The organism is Serratia sp. CY27727 (assembly GCF_052169275.1).
GTDB classification, from domain to species: Bacteria; Pseudomonadota; Gammaproteobacteria; order Enterobacterales; family Enterobacteriaceae; genus Serratia; species Serratia sarumanii.
The window spans coordinates 118,328-144,571 of record NZ_JBJNLB010000002.1 but is presented as its reverse complement, the minus strand read 5'-3'; the positions used below and the strand labels follow the sequence as shown (position 1 = coordinate 144,571).

Sequence of the window (26,244 nt, the reverse complement as noted above, 5' to 3'; positions counted from 1 at the left end):
ACAAAAAAAAACTTGTGCAATCAAAAGTGATTGCACAAAATAGAACACAAATCACTTTAATTATTTCTATTGAAATAATTAAATATTAATTTAATCCTATTGTGCGGCCCACCACAGCCGCAGCTTCATCCCCCAGTAGCTGGTCCAGCCGGTGGTGCTCTGCACCACCTTGCCCTGCGAGACCACCACGAAGGTCGGCGTCACGCCAATCTGCCACTGCGCCGAGAGCGTACCGGCCGGATCGTTGACCACCGGCAGCGCCAGCCGTTTGCGCGCCAGCCAGTGTTTCACCTGGGCATCGTCGCCCGAGCGCAGCGCGACGGTCAGCACGTTGCCGCCCGCCGCCTGCAAACGGGCGACGTCCGGCGTGGTGAAACGGCAGACGCCGCACCAGCTGGCCCAGAAGTAAACCAGCAGCGGCCGCTCATGGCTGAGCTGCGCCAACGACACACTCTCGCCATCCAGCGTGGTCAGGGTCTGGGCATCGAAGGCCGGCGGCGCCTGCGGCGCGTTCAGCCAATCCATCACCGTCACCACCGCCAGCGCGATCAGCGCCAGCAGCAGCAACTCGCGCCCCCAGCGCTTGAGCTTAGCCATTGTTGGCCTTCGCCAGCTGCTGTTTCACCATCGCTTCCAGCTCTTCATAGGATACCGCCCCCGGCAGCATCCGATCGCCGATCAGCGTCGCCGGCGTCCCCTGCACGCCCAGTTGCTCCGCCAATTCCATGTTGGTGCGCAGCGTGGTCATGCTCTGTTCGCTGGGCGCCACCGCCTTGACGCCGGTTTTCTCTTGCGCGGCGGCGATGCTGGCGTTGTCGTGGAAGCCCTTTTTCGCCATCAGCCGCTGGTGCAGGGCCCAGAATTGATCCGGGTGCTGTTGCCAGGTGGTGAGCGCCACGCGCGCCGAACTGACCGAGCTTTCGCCCTTGAACGGCAGCAGTTTCACCACCAGAGCCACGTCCGGGTATTGCTTGACGATCTTCTCCAGCATCGGATCGAAACGCTTGCAGTACGGGCAGTTATAGTCGGTAAAGGTCACCAGCGTCAGTTTGGGGTTGGCGGCGCCCAGGCGCGGGCTAGCCGGATCCTGATACAGCGTTTTGGCGTTCTGCTTGATAGCCTGGCTGATCTGCTGGCCGGCGGTTTGCTGCTGCCAGGCGTCCACCGCCTGCGCCAGAATGTCCGGGTTGGACACCAGCGTTTCGCGGATCATCTCTTTGATACGCGCCTCTTGTGCCGGAGTGAAAGGCTCGGCGGCCCACACCGGGGCGGCGATGACCATCAGTAAAATCAGTAGCTTTTTCATTGTTCGGTTCCTTTGGCATGGGAAAGGGTTTGCAGCACGGCGTCACGGGTCAACAGCGGGGATAACACCTCGCCCTCCGGGCTGCCGGGGCCATAGATTTGGTTGAAAGGCACGGCGACGCTGCCGCGCTTTTGCAGGAAGGCGCTGATGTCGGCCGACGGGCGGCTCCAGTCGCCGCGCAGCGCGACCACGTCGTCGGCGCTCAGCGCGCGCTGCACGTCATCACGCAACAGCACATTGAATTTGTTGGCTTTACAGGTCACGCACCAGTCGGCGGTCACGTCGACGAACACCCGCTTATGCTGGGCCAGCGCTTCGGTAATCGCCTGTTCGCTCAGCGGTTGCCACTGCACCCGATCCTGCAACGGCTGGCGCCACAGGCCGGCGGTCAGCGATCCGGCCAGCAAGGCCACGCCCGCCAGCACCAACGTGCCCGCCGCCAGCTTGGCCGCCAACCGTGCGCCCTGTTGACGCCACACCGCCAGCAGCAACGCCAGCAGCGCCAACGCCCCCAGCCACAGCGTGGCCTGCACGCCGATATGGTTGCTCAACAGGCTCAGCAGCCACAGCGACGACGCCAGCATCAATAGCCCCATCGCCAGCTTGACGGTATTCATCCAGCGGCCGGGGCGCGGCAAGCGCAGCGCCAGCGACGGCCAGGCGGCGATCAGCAGCCACGGCAGGCTCATGCCGATGCCGAGTGCGATGAACATGCCCCACAGCACCGGCAGCGACGCCGCCAGCGCGAAGGCCACTGCCGTGCCGAGAAACGGCGCCGAGCACGGCGTCGCCAACAGCGTGGCGAACGCGCCCTGCCAGAAATGGCCGCTCAGCCCCTGCCCGTTATGGGTAGCCAGCGAGGTGTTCAGATCGGACGAGAGGCGCAGGTGGAACAGGCCAAACAGGTTGGCGCTGAACAGCAGCGTCACCAGCACCATAAAGCCGATAAACCACGGATTCTGGAACTGAATGCCCCAGCCGAGCGCATGGTTGCCGAGCCGCAGCAGCGTCATCAACAGGGCCAGCGCCATAAACGAGGCGACGATACCCAGCGACGACGCCAGGAACTGCAAGCGTACGCTGCGCCGATCGCGATGCTCCACCTGCAGGATGGAGCCGAGCTTGATGCCCAGCACCGGCAGCACGCACGGCATCAGGTTGAGGATTAACCCGCCCGCCAGCGCCATCAATACCGCCTGCCACAGCGGGAACGCCGCACCGACGGGCGCGGCCAGCGGATCGCCAATCGGCAGCGTAATCTGCTGCGCCATGCCGCCGTCGTCGATCACCAGCGTCAGCGTTTTGCCGTGCAGATCCGGCGCCGCATCGCCCCAACCGTCGCTGACCGGCACCCGCGCCAACAGTTGAGCGCCGTCGGTCTCGACCTGCGGCTTGCCGAGATCGGCATCCGCCAGCGTATCGAAGAACAGCGCGGGCTGTTGCCAGCCGGCGGCGCGCTCGGCGGCAATCTGCAGCTCGCCGTTGCGGTAACCGGCCTTGACGCTCTCCGCCACCCCGGCGGCGATCGGCACCTGCCCCATCGCCTGCGCGAAGTCGTGGTTAAACTGCGGATCGTTCGGCGTCGTCAGATCCAGACTGAACGGGTAGTCGGTCAGAATACAGACGTTGCTGCAGGTGGACAGCGTCAGGGTGCCCGCCAGCGGGCCGGATACCGGGCCTGACATCACGATCGGCAGCGTGACCCGATCGTGATAGCCCTGGGTGGAAATGCCGGCCACTTCGAAACGCTGCGGCGTCGGCCAGTGCCAGGTCGCCGGCGGCGGGTTGCCCTGCCAGACGATAGCCGGCGCGATGCCGCCTTCGCCAGGGGAACGCCAGTAGGTTTTCCAGCCCTTTTGCAGCTCGACCGACAGCAGCAGGCGGGTTTCCCCCGGCTGTGACGTGTCGGCGCGCAGCCGCACCTTGGCATGATCGTTGGCCGGATTTTGCAGCCAGCCGCTGTCCGCCGCCTGCAAGGCAGGTAGCCACAGCATAAACAGGCAAGCACAGGCCAGCCTGATAATTTTCAACATGTTAATTCTCCATAAATGATTAAATCACCGCGAAAAACGGGCGATTAACTCATTCACGGAAGACGCATAATCGAAGGTGCACCCTGAGGGTGGGGGGTGAAATGGCGCGGGGAGGAGGAATGCGCAGGCGCGCGGCGATGGTCGGCGCCAACAGCGCCAGCAGCAGACCCAGCCCGAACAGCACGGTTTCGAACATCACCGGCGGCGCGGCCAGCAATGACTTGGCGCTCAGCTCACAGGGCGTCGGCTGCGCTTCGGCGGCGGTATCACCGGACTGAACGGCAGTGGCCGCCGGGATCCCCAGCGTTTGCTGCAGCGCATGCAGGCCCGCCATGCGCTGGGTCATGCACGTCAGCACCACCAGGCAAGCCAGGCATAAAAACCATTTTGCAATCCGCTGCCGTTTAACCATGCCATCCTCACGTTCGGGTCTGGGGCTATCTTAGCGGCGCGGGCGCGATTAGCAACGTTTTGTCGGTAAAGAAATGTCTGAGCGACGGTATTGATGGCGGCGATTTATAGGTATCATAGTGGGTAAGCCTGTGCTTTTCGCCGGGTACGATGATGATTCTCTCCTCCAGGCATTCTGCGGGGATACACAGCGAAGGACTGGTGATATGCAACCTTTGAGTGGGCCGGGCACCCCAATCGCCGGCGAACGCCCTCCCTCCCCGGGCAAAACGGCGGCCACTGACGATCAACCCCTCTCTCCGGCGCAGCGCACGACGCTGGAAAAGCTGATCGTGAAAATCATGACGCTCAGCCCGGCAAAGCCGGCGGAGATCTGGGCGACTCTGCGTCACGATCTCGGCGCCGATAACGGCGGTGAACTGCTGGCGCGTCATTTTCAACCGGCGGAACAGCTGCTGCAAACGCGCCTGACGCAGGCGCAGCAAAACCATGCCGGGCGCCAGCTATTGCAACAGCTGGCCGAATTGCTGCCGCAGGGCAACAACCGCCAGGCGGTCAGCGACTTTATTCGCCAGCAGTTCGGCCACACGGTACTGAGCCAGCTGAGCCCACCGCAGCTGCAGCAGGTGCTGAATCTGTTGCAGACCGGCGGCCTGGCCATTCCCCAGCCGCAGCAAACCGCCACCAGCGATCGCCCGCTGCTGCCCGCAGAGCATCAAAGCCTGCAGCAGCAGGTCACCAAACTTAGCGCGGCCACCGGTGAAGCGCCGGCTAAAATCTGGCAAACGCTGTTTGATCTGGCGGGCGTGAAAACCAACGATCCGCTGCCGGCGCGCCACTTCCAGCTGTTAAACCAATTCTTGCAAGTAAAGGTGGCCCTCAGCCCGCAGAGCGCGCCGACGCTGAACAATCTGCTGGCGGCGCTCAAGCAGCCGGCGGACGAGCAAGAGCTGCAGCAGATGAACGACTATTGCCAGACGCGCTTCAACTGCGGCGCCAATGCGCCGCTGACGCATCCGCAAATGAGCGACGCCATTCATCAGCTGTTTGCCCGCCGCCTGGAGAAGGCCGGCCAGGCGCAGCCGATCGTCAGCCAGCCCGTCGAGCCGCAGCCGCTGCTCAACCCGCTGATCGCCGCCCTGCCGCTGCCGCTGCAAAAAGCGCTCAGCAAGCCTGCCGTGGCGCTGATCCTGCTGCTGCTGGCGCTGGCGATCGTACTGGCGCTGGTGTTTTAACGCCTCAGGCGCAGCCGCAGTCCTCAGCCGCCGCCCGATCGCGCAGCGATCCCGGCTGTTCGCCGGTGGCCAACGGATGGCCGTCGCGCAGCCAGAAATCCAGCCCGCCGATCAGCTCCTTCACCCTGAATCCCAGCTTCGCCAGCTTGTAGGCGCCTTTGGTGGAACCGTTGCAGCCGATGCCGTCGCAGTAGGTCACGTACACCTTTTGGCGATCCAGCTGCGCCGTGCCGGCTTCATCCATCAGGCGATGCGGCAAGCTGATCGCCCCGGGGATATGCCCGGCGGCGTACAGCGCCTCTGCGCGGGTGTCGATCACTACTATCCCGTCCACGCCGTTGCGCAGATCTTCCGCCACGTCCCAGGCATCCGCATAGCGGCTCAGCTTGGCCGCCAGGTAAGCCAGGCTCTCTTCCGGCGCCGCCGGTGGAAAAGCCAGCACCAATGATTCTTTCGACATACCACTCACTCCCGTGCATCAAGACAGATGACAATAGTGCCTCATTTTGGTCTTATGATTGATACCCATTTTCCATAAATCATAAGGCCAATTATGCGGCACTCGCTGGTCACGCTGTTTCAGCAATCGCCCCACACCGCCGGCACGCTGCGCGATCGCCTGTGCGGCGCACTGCGGCAGGCCATCCATCAAGGGGCATTGAACGTTGGGCAACGCCTGCCTTCCAGCCGGGTGCTGGCCAGCGATCTGAGCCTCTCGCGAGTGACCGTCGAAGCGGCCTACGGTCAGTTGGAGGCGGAGGGATATCTGCAGCGCCGCGTCGGCCAGGGCACCTTTGTGGCGATTACCATCGCCAAATCGCCGCCGCCGGCAAGCGGCTCCGGCATGCCGCGCCTTTCGCAGCGCGGCCAACAGATCGTGCAAACCGGCGGCTGCCGCGATCCGCAGCAGCCACAGGCGTTCGCCGCCGGTTCGCCGGACCTGCGCGCGTTTCCGCTGGCCTTGTGGAAGCAGCTGACCGCACAGCGCCTGCGGCTACAGGGAGAAAGCCTGCTGCGCTACGGCGACCCGCAGGGCTATTTACCGCTGCGTGAGGCGATTGCCGCCCACGTCAACCAAACGCGCGGCGTGGTCTGCGATGCACGGCAGGTTATCGTGCTGACCAGTTCGCAGCAGGCGCTGCAGCTGATCGCCACGTTGCTGCTGGACAGCGGCGACAGCGTCTGGATGGAAGAGCCGGGTTACACCGGGGCAAGAAACGCCTTTATCAGCGCCGGCGCCGCCCTGACGCCGGTCGCGGTGGACGGCGACGGCCTGCGTGCTGAACCCTCCTTGCCCGACCCTCGTTTGATTTATCTGACCCCCTCACACCAATACCCGACCGGCGCCGCGCTCAGCCTGGCGCGCCGATTGGCGTTGCTGGCGCTGGCAGAGCGGCAACAGGCCTGGATCATCGAGGACGATTACGACAGCGAGTTTCATTACGACGGCCTGCCGATACCGGCGATGCAGGGCCTGGATCGCCGTGGCCGAGTGCTGTACCTTGGCACCTTCTCCAAGTCGCTGTTCCCTTCACTGCGGTTGGCGTATCTGATCGCCCCGCCCGCGCTGGTTGAAGCGTTCGTCACCGCGCGTACGGTGTATGACGGCCACAGCGCGCAGCTGATGCAGGCGGTCACCGCCGAATTCATCCACTTGGGGCACTTCGCCGCGCATATCCGCTACATGCGCCAGCTCTACCGCAGCCGGCGCGATGTGTTGCTGGCGGAAGTACGCGAAAAACTCGGCCACTTCGCCACGCCCGCTCCCGCCACCGGCGGCCTGCAGCTCAGCGTCTGGCTGCCGCCCGGCCAGGAGGCGGCGCTCAGCCGACAGGCGCGGCGGCTCGGCATCCTCACGCCCGGGCTGAAGGCGCAATATCAGACGGCGCAGGCGCAGCGCGACGGCTGGCTGCTGGGCTTTTCGGCCCTGACGCCGGGCGAGATCCGCAGCGCCGTCGAGCGGCTGGCACGGATCGCCGTGGCTTAGCGCGGCCCCAATGGAATGCCCCCCCCCCGTTTATTGCTCGGTCAGGCGCATCTCCGCCACCAGCGGCAGGTGGTCGCTCACCGCCGGCCAATGCACGCCGTTCCAGTCGCCGCTGGCGTTCGGCACCGTCAGGCTGTCCAGATGCCAGCGCTGCGCGTTACCGGTGAAGATGTAATCCACCTTGATCTCGGCGTTTTCCGCCGGCCAACTGCGGCCGTCCTGCCCGTCAGGCATGATGTCGTTCCAATAGCGGCTCAGCTCCAGCCAGGTCACGCTGCTCGGCACATCGTTCATATCGCCGAACAGCAGCTTGATACCGCGTACTTCGATGGCGCGATCGTTCAGCTCCCGCACCTGATCCAGGCGCATCGTCGGATCTTCCTTGGTATCGAGGTGGGCGTTGAACAGCGTGATCGGCGCCGGGAACTCCGGCACGTCAACCTTGGCGCTGAAGGCGATGCGCTGTTCGCGCTGGCCGGACGGCAGCGGATAGATCACGGCATCGTGCAGCGGATACTTCGAGAGAAACGCCAGGCCATATTCGCCGCCGTCGTAATCGATCGCCCGGCCAAACACCGCCTGCATGCCGGTCAGCTTCGCCAGCTCCGCCGCCTGATCGACCCGGCCGCTACGGGCGGTGAGTTTATCCACCTCTTGCAGCGCCACCACGTCGACGTTCATCGCGCGAATTGCCTTGGCGATGGCGGTCATGTCGCTGACCTTGCCGGCGGCGATATTGAAGCTGGCGACGCGGATCTTCGGCGCCTGCTCCAGTTCATAGGTTTTATTTTTCAGGCCACCCAACGCGCTGGCCACTTCGCGGCTGTTGGCGTTGCTGTTGGCATGGCCGGCATCGGCAGAGGCCCAGGCGCTGTGAGAGAGGCCCAGGGACAGTAAGGTGATAAGCAGAGCGTGACCGGTGTGCATGAATTCTCCTTGAGGGACAGATAAGTGTTATGTAGGCGCTTCCCGGCCCACAGCTAACACCGATTTTGCCGCAGAAACCTGCGACTATTTCCTAGTTGCACCGCTATTTTTCGTTTCTGCGCGATGCTTCGCATTCTGGCGGTTTACGCATTGCACCGTTGGACAAACGGCTGATTTCGTTTTAAAACCGGTAGATTGCCAACCGCGAGGAGTTCCGATGACCAGCCCGATTGCCGAACAGCTTACCGAACGTTTCTTCCGCTACCTGGCGGTCACCAGCCAGAGCAACGCCGCCGCAACCACCCTTCCCAGCACGCCGGGGCAGCATGAAATGGCGCAGCTGCTGGCGGAAGAGCTGCGCCGGCTCGGCCTGGCCGACGTGCAGATAGACGACCACGCCACCGTCACCGCCCGCAAGCCCGCCACCCAGCCCGGCGCGCCGCGCATCGGCTTCATCACCCATATCGACACCGTGGACGTCGGCCTGTCGCCCGAAATTCGCCCGCAGCGCCTGCGCTTCACCGGCGAAGATGTATGCCTGAACGCCGAGCAAGACATCTGGCTGCGGGTCGCCGAACACCCGGAGATCCTGCCCTACCGCAACGAAGAGATCCTGTTCAGCGACGGCACCAGCGTGCTGGGCGCCGACAACAAGGCGGCGGTCACCGTGGTGATGACGCTGCTGGCCAACCTGGCCGCCGCCGATCGCCACGGCGATATCGTGGTGGCGTTCGTGCCGGATGAAGAGATCGGCCTGCGCGGCGCCAAGGCGCTGGATCTGCAGCGTTTCCCCGTCGATTTCGCCTACACCATCGACTGCTGCGAACTGGGTGAAGTGGTTTACGAGAATTTCAACGCGGCGGCGGCGGAAATCCGCATCGAGGGGGTGACCGCGCACCCGATGTCGGCGAAAAACGTGTTAATCAACCCGATACGCATCGCCAACGACATCATCAACCGCTTCGACGTGCAGGATACCCCGGAACACACCGACGGGCGCGAGGGCTATTTCTGGTTCACCGATCTGGCCGCCAATGCCAATCAGGCGACGCTGAAGGTGTCGATTCGCGACTTCGATAGCGCGGCGTTCGAGGCGCGCAAAGCCCGCCTTGAGGAGACGGTGCGTCAGGTGGCGGCCGGCTATCCGCGCGCCAACGTCAGCTTCAGCATCAGCGACATCTACAGCAACATCAGCAACGCCATCGGCGAAGATCGGCGCGCCATCGATCTGATCTTCGGCGCCCTTGCCGCCCACGGCATCCCGCCGAAGGTGATCCCGATGCGCGGCGGCACCGACGGCGCGGCGCTCTCGAGCCGCGGCATCCTGACGCCCAATTACTTCACCGGCGCGCATAACTTCCACTCGCGCTTCGAGTTTTTACCCGTCAGCGCCTTCGTGAAATCCTACCAGGTGACCCGCAGCATTTGCCTGCTGGCCGCCCGGCAGAGCGGTAATCAGAGTTAGCTCAATAGCCAGCCGACCAGCGCGGCCCACGCCAGCAGCGGCAGCGAGTAATAGTGGAAGCGCAACCAGATCTTGCGCTCCCCCGCCATGCGCAGCGCAATCAGGTTGGCGAGCGATCCGATCGCCAACCCGAAGCCGCCGGCATTGACCGCATAGGCCAGTTGCGTGCTGGAGGGCGCATAGTTGAGCAGCAAAATGGTGGCCGGCACGTTGCTGACGATCTGCGACAGCCCAACGCCCAACGCATACACCCCACCGTCGCTCAGCCCGGCGATGGCGGCAAACGCCGGCTGAAGCGGCGGCAGGCGGGTAAACAGGCCAACATCGATAAACATGGCGGCGAACACGAAAATCAGGCTCCAGTCGATCTGCAACAGCACCCGGCGCGCCAGCAACAAAAAGCCGGCGAACACCGCCAGCAGCCCATACAGCGGCAGGCCGATATCGAGGCACAGCAGGAAGATCGCATACAGCCCCACGCAGCTCAGCAACAGCGGCCGTTGATAGGGGTAGCCCTCGGTATTCGGCGTTTTCACGATGTCGCGCGCCGGGAAGCTGAACCAGGTCAACGCCAGCAGGCTCAGCATCATCGCGGCGCCAAACGGCGCCATCTGGCCGATGAAGCCGAGGAAAGAAAGGCCGGAGCGGCTCCACAGCAGGATATTTTGCGGGTTGCCGATCGGCGTCAGCAGCGAACCGGCGTTCACCGCCAGCGCCTGAAAGATGATCAAACGGCCAACCGGCAGCGCCGACAGCTTTTTCAGCGTGATGGTGAGCGGAATGACGATAAACAGCGCCACGTCGTTGGTCAGAAACGACGACAGCAGCGCGGCGGAAAACACCAGGAACAGCGCCAGCCGCCGTTCGCTGTGCAACCGGTTGATAATCTTGCGGCCAACGAAGTCGAAGTAGCCGCTGACCTCGACGCCTTTGGTCAGCAGCATCAGCCCCAGCAGAGTGATGAGGGTGCGGACGTCGATGAAACCGCCCAGTGCCGCCAGCGGCGGCGGATGAAAGGCGAACATCGCTGCGCCGGCCAGCAACAGCACGTGCAGGAAACGGTCTTTGACAAAGGGGTGGATAAGCCGGGAAATGGCGGTTGAACTCATGGTGGCAGCTTGAAACCTCAGCGAAAAGCATGAGCGAGACGTTAGCTCAGGCGCGGCATCTACGCCAGCAAAATGCTATTTTACCTTTATCCGCTTTCCATTTGCCGCGCTTTACTTTATTTGTAGCGGCTTTCTCGTTTTCAAAGGACATGTTATGGCTTCCCTGTTCGCCAAAGGGGCGTTGCTCAGCGCCTTATGCGCCCTGCTCGCCGCCTGCGACGATGCCGCCTCCCGCCCGCAAATCGATATCGACGGCAAGACCATGGGCACCTTCTACAGCGTTAAAGTCAGCGGTGACGTCGCGATCGGCAAGCAAGAACTGCAGCGGCAGATCGACGCGGTGCTCGAACGGGCCAACGACGATATCTCCACCTACCGCGCCGACTCGGTGCTGTCGCAATTTAACCGCAGCGCCGGCCTCGAACCGCAGCCGATCCCGCGTGGCATGGCAGACATCGTGCTGATGGCCCAGCGCATCGGCCGCGATACCGGCGGCGCCATGGACATCACCGTCGGCCCACTGGTGAACCTGTGGGGGTTCGGCCCCGACAAGCACCCGGTCAAAGTGCCGGAACAGGCGCAGATCGACGCGGCGAAGCAGCGCACCGGCCTGCAGCACCTGAAGCTTATCAGCGACAATCGCGGGGAGTGGCTGCAAAAAGATCTGCCGGATATGTATGTCGATCTCTCGACGCTGGGCGAAGGCTACGGCGCCGATGAACTGGTGCGCCTGATGAACCGCAACGGCATTACCAACTACCTGGTATCGGTCGGCGGCGCGGTCTCTTCACGCGGCGTCAACGGCCAGGGCAAACCCTGGCGGGTGGCAATCCAAAAGCCGACCGACCGTGAAAATGCGGTGCAGGCGCTGGTGAATCTACACGGTTACGGCATCAGCACCGCCGGCAGCTACCGCAACTACTTCGAACAAAACGGCCAGCGCTACTCCCATGTCATCGATCCGAGCACCGGCAGGCCGATCAACCACCGCCTGGTTTCCGCCACGGTGATCGCCCCCACCGCGCTCGAGGCCGACGGCTGGGATACCGGCCTGATGGTGCTGGGCACGGAGAAGGCGTTGAAACTTGCCGAAGAGAAAGGGCTGGCGGTCTACCTGATCAGCAAAACCGACGACGGTTTCAGCGCCGTGATGACGCCGCAGTTCAAGGCGTTTTTGGTGCAGTGAAATAAAAAAGCCCGGCGCGCGATGGCCGGGCTGGTTGCATGCGCCCGCAGGCGCTGCGCCGATCACTTGGTCAGCGCGATGATGCCGAGAGTCAGGCCGGCAACCGCCGCCGCGCCGCCGGCGATCGCACCCGCGGTTTCCCAGTTATCCTGAGTGGTGCCCTTCATGCAGGTGTTGGTGTGCACCAGGCGCCCCTGGTCATCGTAGACCGGCACGCAGGGAGAATCGGTGGCGCATCCGGCCAACACGGCCGACAGTAACCCAACCGCAATTAACTTTTTCATACTTCGTGCCTCAATGTTCGATCACTTTGGAAAACTACGCCGAGCGATAATCACGCTACCCGGCTATTGTATGCCCAACGCGTGTAATGGCGAGGTAATGATGTGTCAGGGGATGTGATTTGGGAAAACTCCGAGCGCCCGGCCGGCGGGCTTCGGCCAGTAAAAAGCCCGCGAAAACGCGGGCTTGATAGCGAGGTGAGACTCAGGCGGGATTATTTCGCCAGTTTGCGCATCACCAGGGTGGCGTTGGTGCCGCCGAAGCCGAAGCTGTTGGACATCACGGTGGTCAGCTCGCGCTGAGTCGGCTGAGTCACGATGTTCATGCCGGCCGCCTGCTCATCCAGAGTGTCGATGTTGATGCTCGGCGCGATAAAGCCGTGCTCCAGCATCAGCAGGCTGTAGATCGCTTCCTGCACGCCTGCGGCGCCCAGCGAGTGACCGGTCATCGCCTTGGTGGAGGAGATAGCCGGGGTATTGTCGCCGAACACTTCGCGAATCGCGCCCAGCTCTTTCACGTCGCCCACCGGCGTGGAGGTGCCGTGCACGTTGATGTAGTCGATCGGCGCATCCAGATCCTGCATCGCCATCTTCATGCAACGCACCGCGCCTTCGCCCGATGGCGCTACCATGTCGGCGCCGTCAGACGTTGCGCCGTAGCCAACGATTTCCGCGTAGATGTGCGCACCGCGCGCCAGCGCGTGTTCCAGTTCTTCAACCACCACCATACCGCCGCCGCCGGCGATGACGAAACCGTCACGATCGGCGTCGTAAGTACGGGAGGCTTTTTCCGGCGTGTCGTTGTACTTGGTGGACAGCGCGCCCATCGCGTCGAACTCGCAGGCCATTTCCCAGCACAGCTCTTCGCCGCCGCCGGCGAACACGATGTCCTGTTTGCCCAGCTGGATTTGCTCAACCGCGTTACCGATGCAGTGTGCGGAGGTCGCGCAAGCGGAGCTGATGGAGTAGTTCACGCCGTGGATTTTGAACGGCGTAGCCAGGCAGGCGGAAACGCCGGAAGCCATGGCTTTGGTGACCACGTACGGGCCAACCGCTTTCAGGCCGCGCGGGCTGCGCATCGCATCGGCGCCGAACACCTGGAAGCGCGGGGAACCGCCGCCGGAACCGGCGATCAGGCCCACGCGCGGGTTGTTTTGATACTCTTCTTCCTTCAGGCCGGAAGAAGCGATCGCTTCTTGCATCGCCAGGAAGGCATAGATGGAAGCATCGCTCATGAAACGCACCGCCTTGCGGTCGATCAGGCCGGTTGTGTCGAGCTTAACTTGCCCCCATACGTGACTACGCATGCCGGAATCTTTCAGTTCCTGGGAGAAAGTGATCCCAGAACGTCCTTCCTGCAGGCTCGCCAGGACCTCCTGCTGGTTATTACCAATGCTGGAGACAACTCCCAGGCCAGTAATCACTGCACGTTTCATTCAATACCTCTTCCACTATTTACCTACGGGATTTTGCATCGCACTTTAGCGTACAGATGTAAGCCGAACAAGTCCGATCAGCGTTTTTCAGCTTTATTGTTGTCCAGTTTGCGCCAGGGCGCCAGCGCCGTTAGAATTCGCGGCATCCCTTGAATTTCGAGCTATTGACCGTGAACCACGCCCCCATCCAAACCGCAACGCTAACCTGGAACGAACAGGGTACACCTGTTTCGAAACAGTTTGATGACGTCTATTTTTCCAATCAGGATGGGCTGGAAGAAACCCGCTATGTCTTTCTGCACGGCAACCGGCTGCCGCAGCGTTTCGCCACTCACCCGCGCCCGCTGCTGGTGGTGGCAGAAACCGGCTTCGGCACCGGGCTCAATTTCCTTACGCTGTGGCAGGCCTTCGCGGGCTTCCGCCAGGCCGAGCCGGACGCCGCGCTGCAACGCCTGCACTTTATCAGCTTCGAGAAATTCCCCCTGCAGCAGGCCGATCTGGCGGCGGCGCATGCGCGCTGGCCGGAACTGGCTCCCTATGCCGATGAGCTGCGCGCCCAATGGCCGCTGCCGCTGCCGGGCTGCCATCGCCTGCTGTTGGCCGAAGGCCGCATTACGCTCGATCTGTGGTTCGGCGACGTCAACGAGCTGCTGCCGCAGTTCGACGCCAGCATGAATAACCAGGTCGACGCCTGGTTCCTCGACGGCTTCGCACCGGCCAAAAATCCCGACATGTGGACCGAGCAACTGTTCGCCGCCATGGCGCGTTTCGCCCGGCCGGAAGGCAGCTTCGCCACCTTTACCGCCGCCGGCTTCGTGCGCCGCGGCTTGCAACAGGCCGGTTTTCAGGTCAACCGTTGCAAAGGCTTCGGCCAAAAGCGTGAGATGCTCGCCGGCAGTCTGCCGGCCGATGCGCAGCCCACGCCCCACCCGGCGCCCTGGTATCGGCGTCCGGCGGCGGACAACACCGCCGACATCGCTCTGATCGGCGGCGGCGTCGCCAGCGCGCTCACCGCGTTGGCCCTATTGCGGCGCGGCGCCACCGTCACGCTGTACTGCGCCGACGAGCAGCCGGCCGAGGGCGCATCCGGCAACCGTCAGGGGGCGATTTACCCCCTGCTGAACGGCAGCGGCGACGCGCTGGAGAGTTTCTTCAGCGCCGCGTTTCCCTTCGCCCGCCGCCAATACGACGCCCTGATGCAACAAGGCGTCGCCTTTGATCACCAGTGGTGCGGCGTCAGCCAGCTGGCCTACGACGAAAAGAGCGGCGCCAAGATCGCCAATATGCTGAAAACAGACTGGCCGCCAGCGCTGGCGGCGGCAGCCGACCGCGAGACGCTCAGCGAACTGTGCGGCGTCGATACCGGCTTTGGCGGCATCACCTACCCGCAGGGCGGCTGGCTCTGCCCGGCCGAGCTGACGCGCGGCGCTATCGCGCTGGCGCAGCGACAGGGTCTGGTCTGCCGCTACCGGCACGATGCGCTGGCGCTGGCGCGTGAAAAAAACGGCTGGCGCATCGATTTCGCCCACGGCGAAAGCCGCCGCCATGCGACGGTGATCCTGGCCAACGGCCACCGGTTGGCCGAGCTGGCGCCGACGCAAGCCCTGCCGCTGTATGCGGTGCGCGGGCAGGTGTCGCACATCCCAACCTCGCCGGCCCTCGGTCAACTGAAGCAGGTGTTGTGCTACGACGGCTACCTGACGCCGGTCAACGCCAACAACGGCCAGCACTGCATCGGCGCCAGCTACCAGCGCGGCGACACCGCCACCGACTACCGCGAGCAGGAGCAACAGGAAAACCGCGTCCACCTGCTGCGCTGCCTGCCGGAGCAGGCCTGGCCGCAGCAGGTGGACGTCAGCGCTCATCAGGCGCGCTGCGGCGTGCGCAGCGCCACCCGCGATCATCTGCCGATGGTCGGCGCGCTACCGGACTATCAGGCCACGGTGACGCAGTATCAGGATTTGCAGCGGCGAAACCAGCGCGGCGAAACCGTCGCCGATGCGCCGGTTTATCCCGGCCTGTTCGCTATCGGCGGGTTGGGATCGCGCGGGCTGTGCTCGGCGCCGCTGGCGGCGGAAATTCTGGCGGCGCAGCTGTTCGGCGAACCGCTGCCGGGCGATGCGCGCCTGCTGGCGGCGTTGAATCCAAATCGGATGTGGGTGCGGAAGCTGCTGAAAGGACGTGCGGTTTAATTCATGAATGAGGGGCGCGGCGGCGCGCCCCGGCATGGCGGTCAGGCGGCAGGGGTAGCGGCCTGATAAAGGTTTTCCCACATGCCGCGCACCAGGATCTGATCCGGCGGCGAGAGTTCCCCGGCGGCAATCGCTTTGTGCAGGCTCTCTTCCACCCGCGCTTTCAGCGCTTCGGCAGTGTGCTCGCCCTGCTCTTCCGCTTCGGCCACCGCCAGCGTCAGATGACCGCGCAGGTAGCCACCGGCAAACAGTTCATCATCGCTGGCGTGCTCTACCATGTCATCAATCAGCGCCAAAATGCGCGCTTCGAATTCTGCGATCATCAAATTTCCTCATTAAATAACGGGCTGTGGCGTCAGTTGAGATCTTCCGGATACGGAAAATGCTCGGCCGCCAACGGTGGCGTATTGTAGAACGATTGCAACGCCTGAATAAAGCGCGCAGGCCGTGTGGGTATTCCCTGCTCCAGCAGCGTCAATACCCGGTCGCGCACCTTGCGCTGGAACGCAATGCGATCCGGCTCGCAGTCGCCGTTCAGGTTGTCGCAGCTGACGTTAAACGGGAAACCGGCCGCCACGCAGAACATCCATTCCAGCGCCTGCGGTTTGATCTCCACCGCTTCGAATTCACTCTGGGTTTGCGCGTCGCGCCCGTCCGGGCAATACCAGTAACCGAAGTCCACCCGTTGGCGGCGCGCTTCGCCGGCGATGCACCAGTGCGAGATTTCGTGCAGGCCGCTGGCGTAGAAGCCGTGGGCAAATACGATGCGGTGATACGGCAATTCGTCGTCGGCCGGCAGGTAGATCGGCTCGTCGTCGCCCTTCACCAGGCGGGTGTTGTAGTCATCGCTGAAGCATTGATTGAAGATCTCGATCAGTTGCTCATAGTGATGGCAGGTCTGCGTGTCTGACATAAAAACTCTATAACCACAAAAATAAAGAGGCCATTATACCCGATAAGACAGGGCGCGTAAGCAGCGCCCTCTCTTCATCTTTAACCGTGCACCAGGGCGCTCAACCACTGCTGAATTTCCGCGCCGTGATTGTCGTACAGCAGCTTGAGGCTCATCACCAGCGAGACTATCACGATCATCGGCCGAATCAGCTTCTGCCCGCGGGTCAGCACCATGTGGGCGCCTAAACGCGCCCCCAGCACCTGACCCACCAGCATCACCAGACCGATGCTCCACACCACCTTGCCGCCGATGATGAACAGCGCCAACCCGCCGACGTTGGAGGTGAAGTTAAGCACCTTGGCGTGCGCCGTGGACTTGGCAAGGTTGAAACCGCACAGCGTCACATAAGCCAGCGCGTAAAAAGATCCGGCGCCGGGGCCGAAGAAGCCGTCGTAAAACCCGACGCAGCCGCCGGCCACCAGCCCGAACGGCAAGGCGCTGAGACGGCGCTGACGATCTTCCTCACCCAGCCGCGGCATCAGCAGGAAGTAGAGGCCGATGCCGATCACCAGCAGCGGCAACATCTGCCGCAACACATCGGCGCGCATATGCTGCACCAGAATGGCGCCGATGATCGAACCGATCAGCGTCAGAACGATCGTCAGCTTTTGATCGTTGAGGTTCACCGCACGCCGACGAATAAAGTACAGGCTGGCGGAGAAGGAACCGCCGACCGACTGCAGTTTGTTGGTCGCCAGCGCCTGCGCCGGGGGAACCCCCACCGCCAGCAGGGCCGGCACCGTCAGCAACCCGCCACCGCCGGCGATGGAGTCGATAAACCCCGCCAGCAGCGCTACTGCAAACAACACCCCGAGCATCTCGGGGCCGATGACGAACCAGTCCATGTGTTATTCCGCTGAGAAATGGTGATCCAGCAATGCCTGACAGGTCGGCGGTAACGGCGGCGGCACCGGTTTGCCCGGTTTGGCGTTCGGTTGATGCGGCACGAACCAGCTCGCCAGTTCGGCGCCGCAGCCGTCGCCCGGCGGCGGCGTATCCTGCTCTTTACATTCAAGGCTGTCGGCCGGGCAACGCAGGCGCACGTGCATGTGCGCGCGATGGCCGAACCACGGGCGCACCTTGTGCAACCAGGCGCGATCGGCGCCGGCGTCCAGGCACAGGCGCTGTTTGATGGCCGGGTTGACGAAGATGCGCGTCACGTCCGCATCCTGCGCCGCCAGCTTGATCAGCGACTCGATCTGCGGCTGCCATTGGCGCGCCACTACCTGCTTGCCGTCCCCTGACACCAGATCGATCGGCTGCGGCTTCAGCAGCTGCTGCGCGCTCCAGCGTTGACGCGGCAGCTGCAGCCAGATGTCGACGTCGAGCCCCGACTGGTGGCTGGCGTGGCCGCTGCTGAAGCGCCCGCCAGCCGGCATCGCCATATCGCCGATCAGCACCGTGCCCAGCGCTTTCTGATTCGCCTGGCTGCTGAGGCGCTGAATGAACGCCAACAGATCCGGGTGGCCGAAATAACGGCGCTGGTCGGTACGCATCACCTGGTAGTTCGGTGAGTTCAGCGGCAACGGCTGGGCGCCGATGACGCAGCCGTTGGCGAAACCGCCCACCGCCTGCGGCGCGCCGGCCACCGGATGATCGATTTTCTGCCACGGCGTCAGCGCCATGGCGGAGGCGGAGGCCGTCAGGGCCACCAGGCCCAACATCCAGTTTCTCATGGCGATTACCAGCGCGGCACGTCGGAAACCACATCACCGTTTTGCGCACGCTGGCGCAGCAGGTGATCCATCAGCACGATCGCCATCATCGCTTCGGCGATCGGCACGGCGCGGATACCCACGCACGGATCGTGGCGGCCGCGGGTGACCATTTCCACCGCTTCGCCCTGGCGATTGATGGTGCGGCCCGGCACCATGATGCTGGAGGTCGGCTTCAGCGCCAGATGCGCCACCACCGGTTGGCCGCTGCTGATACCGCCGAGAATGCCGCCGGCATGGTTGCTCTGGAAGCCTTCCGGGGTGATTTCATCGCGGTTTTCGCTGCCGCGCTTGGTCACCACGGCAAACCCGTCGCCGATCTCCACGCCTTTCACCGCGTTGATGCTCATCAGCGCGTGCGCCAGATCGGCGTCGAGGCGGTCAAACACCGGCTCGCCCAGGCCAACCGGCACATTTTCAGCAATCACGCTGACCTTGGCGCCGATGGAGTCGCCCTCTTTTTTCAGCGCGCGCATCAGTTCGTCCAGCGCTTCCAGCTTGTCCGGATCCGGGCAGAAGAACGGATTCTGCTCAACCTGATCCCAGTCTTTCAGCTCGCAGGTCACGTCGCCGATCTGCGCCAGATAGCCGCGCACCTGCACGCCGAACTTCTGCTGCAGGTATTTCTTGGCGATAGCGCCCGCCGCAACGCGCATGGCGGTTTCACGCGCCGAAGAGCGGCCGCCGCCGCGGTAATCGCGCAGGCCGTATTTCTGTTCGTAGGTGTAGTCGGCATGCCCCGGGCGGAACACGTCTTTGATGGCGCTGTAGTCTTGCGAGCGCTGATCGGTGTTTTCAATGATCAGACCGATGCTGGTGCCGGTAGTCACGCCTTCGAATACGCCGGAGAGAATGCGCACCTGATCCGGTTCGCGACGCTGGGTGGTGTAACGCGAGGTGCCCGGACGACGGCGGTCCAGATCGTGTTGCAAATCGGCTTCGGTGAGCGGGATGCCGGGCGGCACGCCGTCGACGATACAACCCAGCGCCACCCCGTGAGATTCACCGAAGGTGGTGACGCGGAAAATCTGCCCAATACTGTTTCCTGCCATCACGGCTCCTTACCGTTAGTCTTTTATCGTTATGAGGCCCGCCGTGCGGGCCCTGGAAATGCGGTTTAGCTGCGGTAGAGGCTGAAGTGTTCCTTGCAATCCACCAGCTGCTGTTTGGTCAGCATGAACACGCCGTCGCCGCCGTTTTCGAACTCCAGCCAGGTGAACGGAATGTCCGGATATTGATCCATCAGGTGTACCATGCTGTTGCCCACTTCACAAATCAGCACGCCGTCGTCGGTCAGGTAGTCCGGCGCGCAGGCCAGGATGCGGCGCACCAGCTTCAGGCCGTCGCTGCCCGCCGCCAGGCCCAGCTCCGGCTCAAAGCGGAACTCCTGCGGCAGATCGGACATGTCTTCCGCATCGACGTACGGCGGGTTGGTGACGATCAGATCATACTGGATCGCGGGAACGTCGCGGAACAGATCGGAACGGATCGGGATCACCTGGTGTTCGACGCCGTGCGCCTGAATGTTGCGCTCGGTCACCGCCAGCACCTCGCTGGAGATGTCCACCGCGTCCACTTCCGCCTCCGGGAAAGCGTAGCCGCAGGCGATGGCGATACAGCCGCTGCCGGTGCACATGTCGAGGATATGGCGTGGCGGGTGTGGGATCAGCGCGCTGAAGCGATCGTTGATCAGCTCGCCGATCGGCGAACGCGGCACCAGCACGCGCTCGTCGACGTAGAATTCCATGCCGCAGAACCAGGCCTTGTTGGTCAGGTAGGCGACCGGGATGCGCTCGTTGACGCGGCGGATCACACGCTCAACGATGCGATGGCGCTCGCTGGAGGTCAGACGGGCGGTGTGCATGTCCTCCGGAATATCCAACGGCAGGAACAGGCTTGGCAGCACCAATTGCACCGCTTCGTCCCACGGATTATCGGTTCCGTGACCATAATAGATATTGGCGGCGTTGAAACGGCTTACCGTCCAGCGCAGCATATCTTGAATGGTGTGCAGTTCGTTCACTGCTTCGTCGACGAAAATTTTGTCCAATTTGCCCTCCGGCAGGCGCTGTGTTTCATGATTTAGCCGCATAGTTTGCCATGAAGCCCGCGACAAATCACGCTTACCCCTCGCGCTTTTCACTCTGGCCCGAGTTTTGCGTCGACAGCGCTCATTCACAAGGTAAACTAGCGAAATAAACGATTTCCGGTGAATGAAGCATGAAGAACAAGCCCCCTCTGAGCCAAGACGAACAACAGCTCTTCAGAGAGTCGGTGGCGGGCGCGAAAAAGCTGCGCCAGGACACCATCGTCCACCGCCCGCCGAAGCCCAAGGTCAAACAGATTGCCCCGCAGCGGCTGCTGCAGGAGCAGGTCGATGCCAGCTATTATTTTTCAGATGAATACCAGCCGCAGCTGGAAGAAGAAGGCCCGACGCGCTACGTGCGCCCCGGCAGCAGCCCGTATGAGCTGAAGAAGCTGCGACGCGGCGATTACTCGCCGGAGCTGTTTCTCGATTTGCACGGCCTGACCCAGCTGCAGGCCAAGCAGGAACTGGGGGCGCTGGTCGCCGCCTGCAAACGCGAACACGTGCACTGCGCCTGCGTGATGCACGGGCACGGCAAGCACATTCTCAAACAGCAAACGCCGCTGTGGCTGGCGCAGCATCCCGACGTGCTGGCGTTTCATCAGGCGCCGAAGGAATGGGGCGGCAACGCCGCCATCCTGCTGTTGGTGGAGCTGGCCGAGTAGCCCCCGCCGCAGAAACGACTCAGGGCGATGTCAGACATCGCCCTGAGTTTATTCCGCACCGCATCCGCGGTTCACACTTTGGCCATCACCTGCGACGGGCTGACCTGCCATTCAAACTTGCCGTAGCTGCCGTCCGCCGGCAGATCGACGTTGGCAATCGCCGAGGTCGCGAACATCGGCGGGCACTCGCCTGGGCACAGTTCGGCCACCAGATAGCCCACCAGCGGCAGGTGCGACACGATCAGCACCGAGCTCACCCCTTGCATCGCCAGCGCCTGCAGATAGCTGCCGACCTGTTCGGCGTTGCCGCCCGGCGTCAGCTCGGGCAGCACTTCTTCGCCCTCCGGCAGCGTCAAGGCTTCACGCACCGTCGCCAGCGTCTGTTCGGCCCGCAGATAGGGGCTGACCAGCACGCGTTCAATATCCACAGACTTGGTGTTCAACCAGGCCGCCATCTGACGGGACTCGTCGCGGCCGCACAGGGTAAGGGGCCTTACCGCATCGCTGGCTGCCTCGAGCGCCGCCTCTCCGTGACGCATAATCAAAACTTGCATATTGCACCGCTGTTGTTGACAAAGTAACGCTATACAGAAACGCCGTGCGTGCTGTACCGCCGAGTTTTACAACCCAAAGCCAAAGCTTTAAAACGATAACGCGCCGTCTCTTTATGGCGGCCGGGCATTTTGCCTGAAAGTTTGCTTAAAGAAAACGCTGTTTTTTACAGCAATTCTCCCCGGGCAAACCTCGATTGCTCACAGAACAATCAATTCAACGGGTTAAATTTTAACCTTTCCGCCATGAAATTTATTGATGGCGGTCAAGCTAACTTACCGCTGCCGCAGCCTCGCTGTACAGCCTCACCGGCTGACGCTGTTGCAAGGAGTGATGGCGATCACAACGCGGCCCTGTTGCAACTATAGTGCAAATCGGGCCGCCCTGCGTTCAGCTCCCCAGCGGGTAAAAGCGCTCGCCCTGCTGCGCCATGCGCTGCAGGCGTTCGCACGGGGCGAAATGCTCGCCGTGCTGCTGACGCAGGTAGTCCAGCGTCTTCACCACTTTCTCGGCGCCAAGCTCGTCCATATAGCGGAACGGGCCGCCGAGGAACGGCGGGAAGCCGATGCCGAACACCGCGCCGATGTCGCCATCGCGCGCGCTGCGGATCACGCCTTCGTCCAGGCAGCGTGCCGCTTCGTTCAGCATCATCATCACGCAGCGCTGAGCGACGCTCGCCGGCAGCATGTGCGCCTTCGGCGTGACGCCGAGCAGCGTATACAATGAGGTATCCGCACGTTTGCGCCGCTGCCGCTGCTGCCCTTCGCTCGGGTAGAGATAGAAACCGCGGCCGTTCTTGCGCCCTTTGCGCCCGTCTTTCAGCACCGCATCGAACGCGGCAGGCGCGGCGAAGCGGGGCCCCAGCGCCTCGACCAGCACGGGAATGATCTTGGTGCCGACGTCGATGCCCACTTCATCCAGCAGGGTGATCGGGCCGACCGGGAAACCGAAGTCCACCAGCGCCTTGTCCAGCGACTCAATCGGCTCGCCTTCCAGCAGGCAGCGCGCCGCTTCGTTGATGTACGGTGCCAGGATGCGGTTGACATAAAAACCGGCGCTGTCGCCCACCACGATGGCGGTCTTGCCCTGCTTGTGCGCCAACGCCACGGTGGTGGCGATGGTCTCTTCGCTGGTGCCGGCGTGCGGGATCACTTCCACCAGCGGCATCTTGTCCACCGGGCTGAAGTAGTGCAGGCCGATCACCTGCTGCGGCCGCTGGGCCTTTTCGGCGATGCGGCCGATAGGCAGCGAGGAAGTATTGGAGGCGAACACGGTATGCGGCGCGCAGTTGGCTTCTACCTCGGCCACCATCTGCTGCTTCAGCGCCAGATCTTCGAACACCGCCTCGACCACGATATCCACCTGTTCAAAGCCGGTGTAATCGGTAGAGCCGGAGATCAGCATCATCTGCTTTTGCCGTTCCACCGGGCGCATGCGCTTGCGGCGCACCCGCTTGCCGAGCACGTCCCAGCTGTATTTCAGCGCATGGTTGATACCGGTTTCATTGATGTCTTTGATGCGAACCGGCAATCCGCCGCGGGTGGCGGTGACGCAGGCGATGCCGCCGCCCATCAGGCCGCCGCCGAGAATGCCGACGCGATGCAGGGCGTGCGGCTGGGCATTGCCGCCCCGCTCCTTTTTCAGCGCGGTGGAAGCGAAGAACAGGCTGCGCAGCGCCGCCGACTGCGGCGTCATCGCCAGTTCGCCGAAGGCGCGCGCTTCGGCCTCATAGCCGCTGGCGCTGCCGTGATCCAGCCCGGTGCGCACCACCTGAATGATGCGCTCCGCCGCCGGGTAGTTGCCGTGGGTTTTCGCCAACGTTTTCTTGCGCACGATGCTGAACAGCAGATTTCTGCCCAGCGGGCCGTTGAGCAGGCGATCCTGCCACGGCAGCTCGCGCTGATGTTTCCAGCCCTGCTTCACCCGCTCGATGGCGGTCTGCAACAGAATCGACTGCGGCACGGCGTCGTCCACCAACCCCATGCGCAGCGCCTGACGGGCGCGAATGTGCTTGCCGGTCAGGATCATGTCCAGCGCCTTGGCGGCGCCGATCAGGCGCGGCAGGCGCTGCGTACCGCCGGAGCCCGGCAGCAGGCCCAGCTGCACTTCCGGCAGCCCGAGCGCGGTTTTGTCATCCAGCGAACAGACGCGGCCGTGGCAGGCCAGCGCCAGTTCCAGCCCACCGCCCAGGCAGGCGCCGTGAATGGCCGCCACTACCGGCACCGGGAACGCAGCGATCTGCGCCAGCGTGCTCTGCCCTTTCTTGGCCAGCGTTTCCGCCTCTTTGGCGCTGGTGCAGGCGGCGATCATGGTGATGTCGGCGCCGGCGATAAACGAGTCCGGCTTGCCGGAAACGATCACCAACCCTTCCAACGCGGTATGCTGTTGCGCCCGGATCAGCACGTCGTTCACCTGTTCGACGAACTCGGCCTTGAGCGTGTTCACCTTGTCGCCCGGCACGTCGATGGTGATCACGCCGATGTTGTCGGGGCGAATCGTCAGCTGAAAGGCCGACGGTTTGGCGCGCTGTTCATGCAATGCGTTTTCGAAGCTCATCCTTCCACCTCCACGATCATCGCGGCCCCTAACCCGCCGGCGGCGCAGGCGGTGGTCAGGCCCAGCCCGCCGCCGCGGCGTTTCAGCTCATGCAGCGTCTGGGTGATCATGCGCGCGCCGGTGGCGGCGAACGGGTGGCCATAGGCGATGGAACCGCCCAAGACGTTGAATTTGTCCATGTCCACCTCACCGATCGCCTGGCTGCGGCCAAGCTTCTCACGGGCGAACTCTTCGCTGGCGAACATCTTCAGGTTGGCCAGCGTTTGCGCGGCGAAGGCTTCATGCATGTCGATGAGCGTCAGATCGGCCAGACCGATGCCGGCGCGATCCAGCGCCAGCGGCGTAGCGTAGGAAGGCCCCAGCAGCATGTCTTCCCACACGTCGATGGCGGCGAAGGCGAAGCTGCGCAAATAGCCCAGCGGCTGCAGCCCCAGCTCTTTGGCGCGCGATTCGCTCATCATCAGCACCGCCGCCGCGCCGTCGGTCAGCGGCGTGCTGTTAGCCGCGGTGACGCTGCCATGCTTGCGATCGAACGCCGGCTTCAGCTTGGCGTAGGAAGCCAGGCTGGAATCTTTACGGATGTTGTTGTCTTCAGAAAGCTGCGCGCGGTAAGGCGGCACATAGGCGGTCATCACCTCGTCGCGCAGCCACCCTTCCCGCCAGGCCTTGGCCGCCAGCTCGTGGGAACGGTGCGCCAGCGCATCCTGCGCCTCGCGGGTGATGCCGTGGCTCTTCGCCATCTGCTCGGCGGTATCGCCCATGCGCAGGCCGGTGGAATACTCCGCCACCGCCGGCGGCACCGGCATCAGATCGCGGAATTTCAGCCGGCTGAACAGTTTGAGGCGCTGCGACAGTGTGCGCGCCTTGTTGACGTCCACCAGCGTGCGCGCCAGCGCCTTGCTGACGCCGATCGGCAAGACGGAAGAAGAATCCGCCCCGCCGGCGATGCCGACGCTGATGCTGCCGGCCATGATGCTCTCCGCCACGTTGGCGATCGCCTGGAAGCTGGTGGCGCAGGCGCGCGACACGCTGTAGGCGTCGGTATGGACGCTCATGCCGGTGCCGAGCACGATTTCACGCGCGATGTTCGGCGCCTCGGGCATTTGCACCACCTGGCCGAACACCAGTTGTTCGATAAGCGCCGGATCGATGCCGCTGCGCGCCAACAGCTCGCTCACCGCCGTTTTCCCTAAATCCACCGCCGGAATGCCGTGATAGGCAGTCGCCTGTTTGGCAAAGGGGGTACGCAGTCCATTCACAATCGCAATGCGGTCACCATGACGGGTCACCAACGGCAGTGCCTTACTCATAAATGCTCCTGAAGAAAATAACGTCAGCGCAATGGGCAGAAAGAGGTCTGACCTGATGAGGTCATTGTTAACCAAACGGTTACATTTGGCAAACCGGCAGAGATCAAAACTGCGAGCAGGCGCACTTTCTATCGGGGGCGGTGTGGGGAAAGGCAGTCCCCGGCACGCGGCAGGCGGCGCCGGGGTAAAACGGGGATTAACGCAGGCCGAGCTGGAAGATCAGGGTTTCCGCCTGGCAGGCGAAGGTAAAATCGGCCGCCAACTGCACGCCGCCGTCAACCGGTTTAATGCTACTGCTGATGTCACAAGGGTCGGATTCGACCGCGTGCGCCTTTTCGCTCAGGGCGGCCAGCATCGCCTCCGCATCTTGTTGATTGCTGAACACCTGGCTGTAGGACGCGGTGCAATCGGTGTTATCCATCACGGTGCCGACATCCACACAGCAACACGCGGCGGTTTCCTGGGCGCTGCATTTATTAATTGCATCTGACATGATTGGTTCTCCTCAAAGGCCTCGGTTATCAGCCCAAATTGCCGTTTTACTCACCGGCACAAAGCCACAAAATTCTGCAGGTATTTTACGCTTCCACGCCGGCAATCACTAGCACTTACTTTTAATGGGTGTTTTAAGTGATGGAAATCACAAATAAAAATGAGCGCCTGCTAAGGAATGGTAAGAATTTTGTTATTTACTGCTGGCGTTTTGTTAAGCAGATCTCTTTTTTGATATCAGGTTGGAAATATTTCAAAAACAAACTTGCAACATTTTCACAGGTCAGACCTATACTTCAGCCACTGGTCTGATTTGTCTGAACGATAACGGACCCTACAATCCCG

General features: G+C 62.9%; 25 protein-coding genes. 6 read left to right on the top strand and 19 right to left on the bottom strand.

Annotated elements, in window-relative coordinates; genetic code table 11:
* Window positions 1-96 precede the first annotated feature (96 nt).
* The 4 genes from ACJ8HB_RS05600 to ACJ8HB_RS05585 are packed head-to-tail and all read right to left on the bottom strand — an operon-like array spanning window position 97 to window position 3,751.
* A complete protein-coding gene (locus ACJ8HB_RS05600) occupies window positions 97-597 on the bottom strand; it encodes a protein disulfide oxidoreductase (RefSeq protein ID WP_047571170.1) in 501 nt (166 codons plus the stop codon).
* Window positions 590-1,306 carry a DsbA family protein gene (locus ACJ8HB_RS05595; RefSeq protein WP_047571168.1) on the bottom strand — a complete coding sequence of 239 codons (717 nt, stop codon included), beginning with the start codon at window positions 1,304-1,306 and terminating at the stop codon, window positions 590-592. The genes ACJ8HB_RS05600 and ACJ8HB_RS05595 overlap by 8 nt, the downstream gene beginning before the upstream one ends.
* Window positions 1,303-3,339 carry a protein-disulfide reductase DsbD family protein gene (locus tag ACJ8HB_RS05590; RefSeq protein ID WP_047571166.1) on the bottom strand — a complete coding sequence of 679 codons (2,037 nt, stop codon included), beginning with the start codon at window positions 3,337-3,339 and terminating at the stop codon, window positions 1,303-1,305. Before ACJ8HB_RS05590 ends, ACJ8HB_RS05595 begins: the two co-directional genes overlap by 4 nt.
* A 49-nt stretch (window positions 3,340-3,388) precedes the next feature.
* Window positions 3,389-3,751: a hypothetical protein gene (locus tag ACJ8HB_RS05585; RefSeq protein ID WP_033635372.1), complete on the bottom strand. Its 363-nt coding sequence runs from the start codon at window positions 3,749-3,751 to the stop codon at window positions 3,389-3,391.
* A 205-nt stretch (window positions 3,752-3,956) separates the two neighbouring features.
* Here ACJ8HB_RS05585 and flk point away from each other — a divergent pair, with 205 nt between their 5' ends.
* Window positions 3,957-4,985 (top strand): flagella biosynthesis regulator Flk, encoded by a 1,029-nt coding sequence (flk, locus tag ACJ8HB_RS05580; RefSeq protein WP_047571163.1) that lies wholly within the window; start codon window positions 3,957-3,959, stop codon window positions 4,983-4,985.
* 4 nt (window positions 4,986-4,989) lie between these two features.
* Here flk and ACJ8HB_RS05575 read toward each other — a convergent pair whose 3' ends face one another.
* Window positions 4,990-5,445: a rhodanese-like domain-containing protein gene (locus ACJ8HB_RS05575; RefSeq protein WP_047571161.1), complete on the bottom strand. Its 456-nt coding sequence runs from the start codon at window positions 5,443-5,445 to the stop codon at window positions 4,990-4,992.
* Between the two features lie 93 nt (window positions 5,446-5,538).
* Between ACJ8HB_RS05575 and pdxR the strand changes: the two genes are divergently transcribed.
* Window positions 5,539-6,972, top strand: a complete 1,434-nt coding sequence (gene pdxR / locus ACJ8HB_RS05570; RefSeq protein WP_047571159.1) for a MocR-like pyridoxine biosynthesis transcription factor PdxR — start codon at window positions 5,539-5,541, stop codon at window positions 6,970-6,972.
* A gap of 30 nt (window positions 6,973-7,002) precedes the next feature.
* On the opposite strand, the gene ACJ8HB_RS05565 is transcribed toward pdxR, so the two are convergent.
* Window positions 7,003-7,899 carry an endonuclease/exonuclease/phosphatase family protein gene (locus tag ACJ8HB_RS05565; RefSeq protein ID WP_047571157.1) on the bottom strand — a complete coding sequence of 299 codons (897 nt, stop codon included), beginning with the start codon at window positions 7,897-7,899 and terminating at the stop codon, window positions 7,003-7,005.
* Between the two features lie 217 nt (window positions 7,900-8,116).
* Here ACJ8HB_RS05565 and pepT point away from each other — a divergent pair, with 217 nt between their 5' ends.
* A complete protein-coding gene (gene pepT, locus ACJ8HB_RS05560; protein WP_047571155.1) occupies window positions 8,117-9,364 on the top strand; it encodes a peptidase T in 1,248 nt (415 codons plus the stop codon).
* On the opposite strand, the gene ACJ8HB_RS05555 is transcribed toward pepT, so the two are convergent.
* On the bottom strand, window positions 9,361-10,473 hold the full coding sequence (locus tag ACJ8HB_RS05555) for an SLC13 family permease (RefSeq protein WP_094859992.1): 1,113 nt from the start codon (window positions 10,471-10,473) through the stop codon (window positions 9,361-9,363). The two genes, pepT and ACJ8HB_RS05555, sit on opposite strands and share 4 nt — an antisense overlap.
* A gap of 154 nt (window positions 10,474-10,627) precedes the next feature.
* Between ACJ8HB_RS05555 and apbE the strand changes: the two genes are divergently transcribed.
* Window positions 10,628-11,659: an FAD:protein FMN transferase ApbE gene (apbE, locus tag ACJ8HB_RS05550; protein WP_047571151.1), complete on the top strand. Its 1,032-nt coding sequence runs from the start codon at window positions 10,628-10,630 to the stop codon at window positions 11,657-11,659.
* Window positions 11,660-11,721: 62 nt separating this feature from the next.
* On the opposite strand, the gene ACJ8HB_RS05545 is transcribed toward apbE, so the two are convergent.
* Complete coding sequence (locus ACJ8HB_RS05545; protein ID WP_004936201.1) at window positions 11,722-11,943, bottom strand: hypothetical protein; 222 nt, start codon at window positions 11,941-11,943, stop codon at window positions 11,722-11,724.
* A gap of 212 nt (window positions 11,944-12,155) precedes the next feature.
* Complete coding sequence (gene fabB, locus ACJ8HB_RS05540) at window positions 12,156-13,376, bottom strand: beta-ketoacyl-ACP synthase I (protein WP_041036107.1); 1,221 nt, start codon at window positions 13,374-13,376, stop codon at window positions 12,156-12,158.
* Window positions 13,377-13,546: 170 nt separating this feature from the next.
* On the opposite strand from fabB, the gene mnmC reads away from it, so the two are divergent.
* Entirely contained in the window at window positions 13,547-15,568 is a 2,022-nt protein-coding gene (gene mnmC / locus ACJ8HB_RS05535; RefSeq protein ID WP_047571757.1) for a bifunctional tRNA (5-methylaminomethyl-2-thiouridine)(34)-methyltransferase MnmD/FAD-dependent 5-carboxymethylaminomethyl-2-thiouridine(34) oxidoreductase MnmC, read from the top strand.
* A 41-nt stretch (window positions 15,569-15,609) separates the two neighbouring features.
* On the opposite strand, the gene ACJ8HB_RS05530 is transcribed toward mnmC, so the two are convergent.
* The 6 genes from ACJ8HB_RS05530 to prmB form a co-directional block, all read right to left on the bottom strand.
* The gene (locus tag ACJ8HB_RS05530) at window positions 15,610-15,891 is read right to left on the bottom strand and encodes a YfcL family protein (protein ID WP_016926855.1); all 282 of its coding nucleotides are present in this window, start codon (window positions 15,889-15,891) and stop codon (window positions 15,610-15,612) included.
* A gap of 32 nt (window positions 15,892-15,923) precedes the next feature.
* Entirely contained in the window at window positions 15,924-16,481 is a 558-nt protein-coding gene (locus ACJ8HB_RS05525; protein WP_047571149.1) for an elongation factor P hydroxylase, read from the bottom strand.
* Between the two features lie 80 nt (window positions 16,482-16,561).
* Window positions 16,562-17,368: a sulfite exporter TauE/SafE family protein gene (locus tag ACJ8HB_RS05520; protein WP_047571147.1), complete on the bottom strand. Its 807-nt coding sequence runs from the start codon at window positions 17,366-17,368 to the stop codon at window positions 16,562-16,564.
* A 3-nt stretch (window positions 17,369-17,371) separates the two neighbouring features.
* Window positions 17,372-18,199 (bottom strand): penicillin-insensitive murein endopeptidase, encoded by an 828-nt coding sequence (gene mepA / locus ACJ8HB_RS05515; protein WP_047571145.1) that lies wholly within the window; start codon window positions 18,197-18,199, stop codon window positions 17,372-17,374.
* 5 nt (window positions 18,200-18,204) lie between these two features.
* Window positions 18,205-19,290, bottom strand: coding sequence for a chorismate synthase (gene aroC, locus ACJ8HB_RS05510; RefSeq protein WP_033635387.1), 1,086 nt, complete (start codon window positions 19,288-19,290; stop codon window positions 18,205-18,207).
* 65 nt (window positions 19,291-19,355) lie between these two features.
* The gene (gene prmB / locus ACJ8HB_RS05505) at window positions 19,356-20,288 is read right to left on the bottom strand and encodes a 50S ribosomal protein L3 N(5)-glutamine methyltransferase (RefSeq protein ID WP_033648158.1); all 933 of its coding nucleotides are present in this window, start codon (window positions 20,286-20,288) and stop codon (window positions 19,356-19,358) included.
* Window positions 20,289-20,458: 170 nt separating this feature from the next.
* Here prmB and smrB point away from each other — a divergent pair, with 170 nt between their 5' ends.
* Window positions 20,459-20,989 carry an endonuclease SmrB gene (gene smrB, locus ACJ8HB_RS05500; RefSeq protein WP_047571143.1) on the top strand — a complete coding sequence of 177 codons (531 nt, stop codon included), beginning with the start codon at window positions 20,459-20,461 and terminating at the stop codon, window positions 20,987-20,989.
* 71 nt (window positions 20,990-21,060) lie between these two features.
* Here the strand turns inward: smrB and sixA are convergent, their stop codons facing one another.
* From sixA to ACJ8HB_RS05480, 4 genes are all read right to left on the bottom strand, one after another.
* Window positions 21,061-21,543 (bottom strand): phosphohistidine phosphatase SixA, encoded by a 483-nt coding sequence (gene sixA, locus ACJ8HB_RS05495; protein WP_004936230.1) that lies wholly within the window; start codon window positions 21,541-21,543, stop codon window positions 21,061-21,063.
* Between the two features lie 388 nt (window positions 21,544-21,931).
* The gene (gene fadJ, locus ACJ8HB_RS05490; RefSeq protein WP_047571141.1) at window positions 21,932-24,097 is read right to left on the bottom strand and encodes a fatty acid oxidation complex subunit alpha FadJ; all 2,166 of its coding nucleotides are present in this window, start codon (window positions 24,095-24,097) and stop codon (window positions 21,932-21,934) included.
* Window positions 24,094-25,407, bottom strand: coding sequence for an acetyl-CoA C-acyltransferase FadI (fadI, locus tag ACJ8HB_RS05485; protein WP_047571139.1), 1,314 nt, complete (start codon window positions 25,405-25,407; stop codon window positions 24,094-24,096). Before fadI ends, fadJ begins: the two co-directional genes overlap by 4 nt.
* Before the next feature lie 196 nt (window positions 25,408-25,603).
* A complete protein-coding gene (locus ACJ8HB_RS05480; protein ID WP_072270419.1) occupies window positions 25,604-25,900 on the bottom strand; it encodes a YfcZ/YiiS family protein in 297 nt (98 codons plus the stop codon).
* Window positions 25,901-26,244 lie beyond the last annotated feature (344 nt).

Excerpts from the sequence above, each read along its gene's own strand:
- ACJ8HB_RS05600 (WP_047571170.1), bottom strand. The coding sequence starts at position 597 with ATGGCTAAGCTCAAGCGCTGGGGGCGCGAGTTGCTGCTGCTGGCGCTG.
- ACJ8HB_RS05595 (WP_047571168.1), bottom strand. The coding sequence starts at position 1,306 with ATGAAAAAGCTACTGATTTTACTGATGGTCATCGCCGCCCCGGTGTGG.
- ACJ8HB_RS05590 (WP_047571166.1), bottom strand. The coding sequence starts at position 3,339 with ATGTTGAAAATTATCAGGCTGGCCTGTGCTTGCCTGTTTATGCTGTGG.
- ACJ8HB_RS05585 (WP_033635372.1), bottom strand. The coding sequence starts at position 3,751 with ATGGTTAAACGGCAGCGGATTGCAAAATGGTTTTTATGCCTGGCTTGC.
- flk (WP_047571163.1), top strand. The coding sequence starts at position 3,957 with ATGCAACCTTTGAGTGGGCCGGGCACCCCAATCGCCGGCGAACGCCCT.
- ACJ8HB_RS05575 (WP_047571161.1), bottom strand. The coding sequence starts at position 5,445 with ATGTCGAAAGAATCATTGGTGCTGGCTTTTCCACCGGCGGCGCCGGAA.
- pdxR (WP_047571159.1), top strand. The coding sequence starts at position 5,539 with ATGCGGCACTCGCTGGTCACGCTGTTTCAGCAATCGCCCCACACCGCC.
- ACJ8HB_RS05565 (WP_047571157.1), bottom strand. The coding sequence starts at position 7,899 with ATGCACACCGGTCACGCTCTGCTTATCACCTTACTGTCCCTGGGCCTC.
- pepT (WP_047571155.1), top strand. The coding sequence starts at position 8,117 with ATGACCAGCCCGATTGCCGAACAGCTTACCGAACGTTTCTTCCGCTAC.
- ACJ8HB_RS05555 (WP_094859992.1), bottom strand. The coding sequence starts at position 10,473 with ATGAGTTCAACCGCCATTTCCCGGCTTATCCACCCCTTTGTCAAAGAC.
- apbE (WP_047571151.1), top strand. The coding sequence starts at position 10,628 with ATGGCTTCCCTGTTCGCCAAAGGGGCGTTGCTCAGCGCCTTATGCGCC.
- ACJ8HB_RS05545 (WP_004936201.1), bottom strand. The coding sequence starts at position 11,943 with ATGAAAAAGTTAATTGCGGTTGGGTTACTGTCGGCCGTGTTGGCCGGA.
- fabB (WP_041036107.1), bottom strand. The coding sequence starts at position 13,376 with ATGAAACGTGCAGTGATTACTGGCCTGGGAGTTGTCTCCAGCATTGGT.
- ACJ8HB_RS05530 (WP_016926855.1), bottom strand. The coding sequence starts at position 15,891 with ATGATCGCAGAATTCGAAGCGCGCATTTTGGCGCTGATTGATGACATG.
- ACJ8HB_RS05525 (WP_047571149.1), bottom strand. The coding sequence starts at position 16,481 with ATGTCAGACACGCAGACCTGCCATCACTATGAGCAACTGATCGAGATC.
- ACJ8HB_RS05520 (WP_047571147.1), bottom strand. The coding sequence starts at position 17,368 with ATGGACTGGTTCGTCATCGGCCCCGAGATGCTCGGGGTGTTGTTTGCA.
- mepA (WP_047571145.1), bottom strand. The coding sequence starts at position 18,199 with ATGAGAAACTGGATGTTGGGCCTGGTGGCCCTGACGGCCTCCGCCTCC.
- aroC (WP_033635387.1), bottom strand. The coding sequence starts at position 19,290 with ATGGCAGGAAACAGTATTGGGCAGATTTTCCGCGTCACCACCTTCGGT.
- smrB (WP_047571143.1), top strand. The coding sequence starts at position 20,459 with ATGAAGAACAAGCCCCCTCTGAGCCAAGACGAACAACAGCTCTTCAGA.
- sixA (WP_004936230.1), bottom strand. The coding sequence starts at position 21,543 with ATGCAAGTTTTGATTATGCGTCACGGAGAGGCGGCGCTCGAGGCAGCC.
- fadJ (WP_047571141.1), bottom strand. The coding sequence starts at position 24,097 with ATGAGCTTCGAAAACGCATTGCATGAACAGCGCGCCAAACCGTCGGCC.
- fadI (WP_047571139.1), bottom strand. The coding sequence starts at position 25,407 with ATGAGTAAGGCACTGCCGTTGGTGACCCGTCATGGTGACCGCATTGCG.
- ACJ8HB_RS05480 (WP_072270419.1), bottom strand. The coding sequence starts at position 25,900 with ATGTCAGATGCAATTAATAAATGCAGCGCCCAGGAAACCGCCGCGTGT.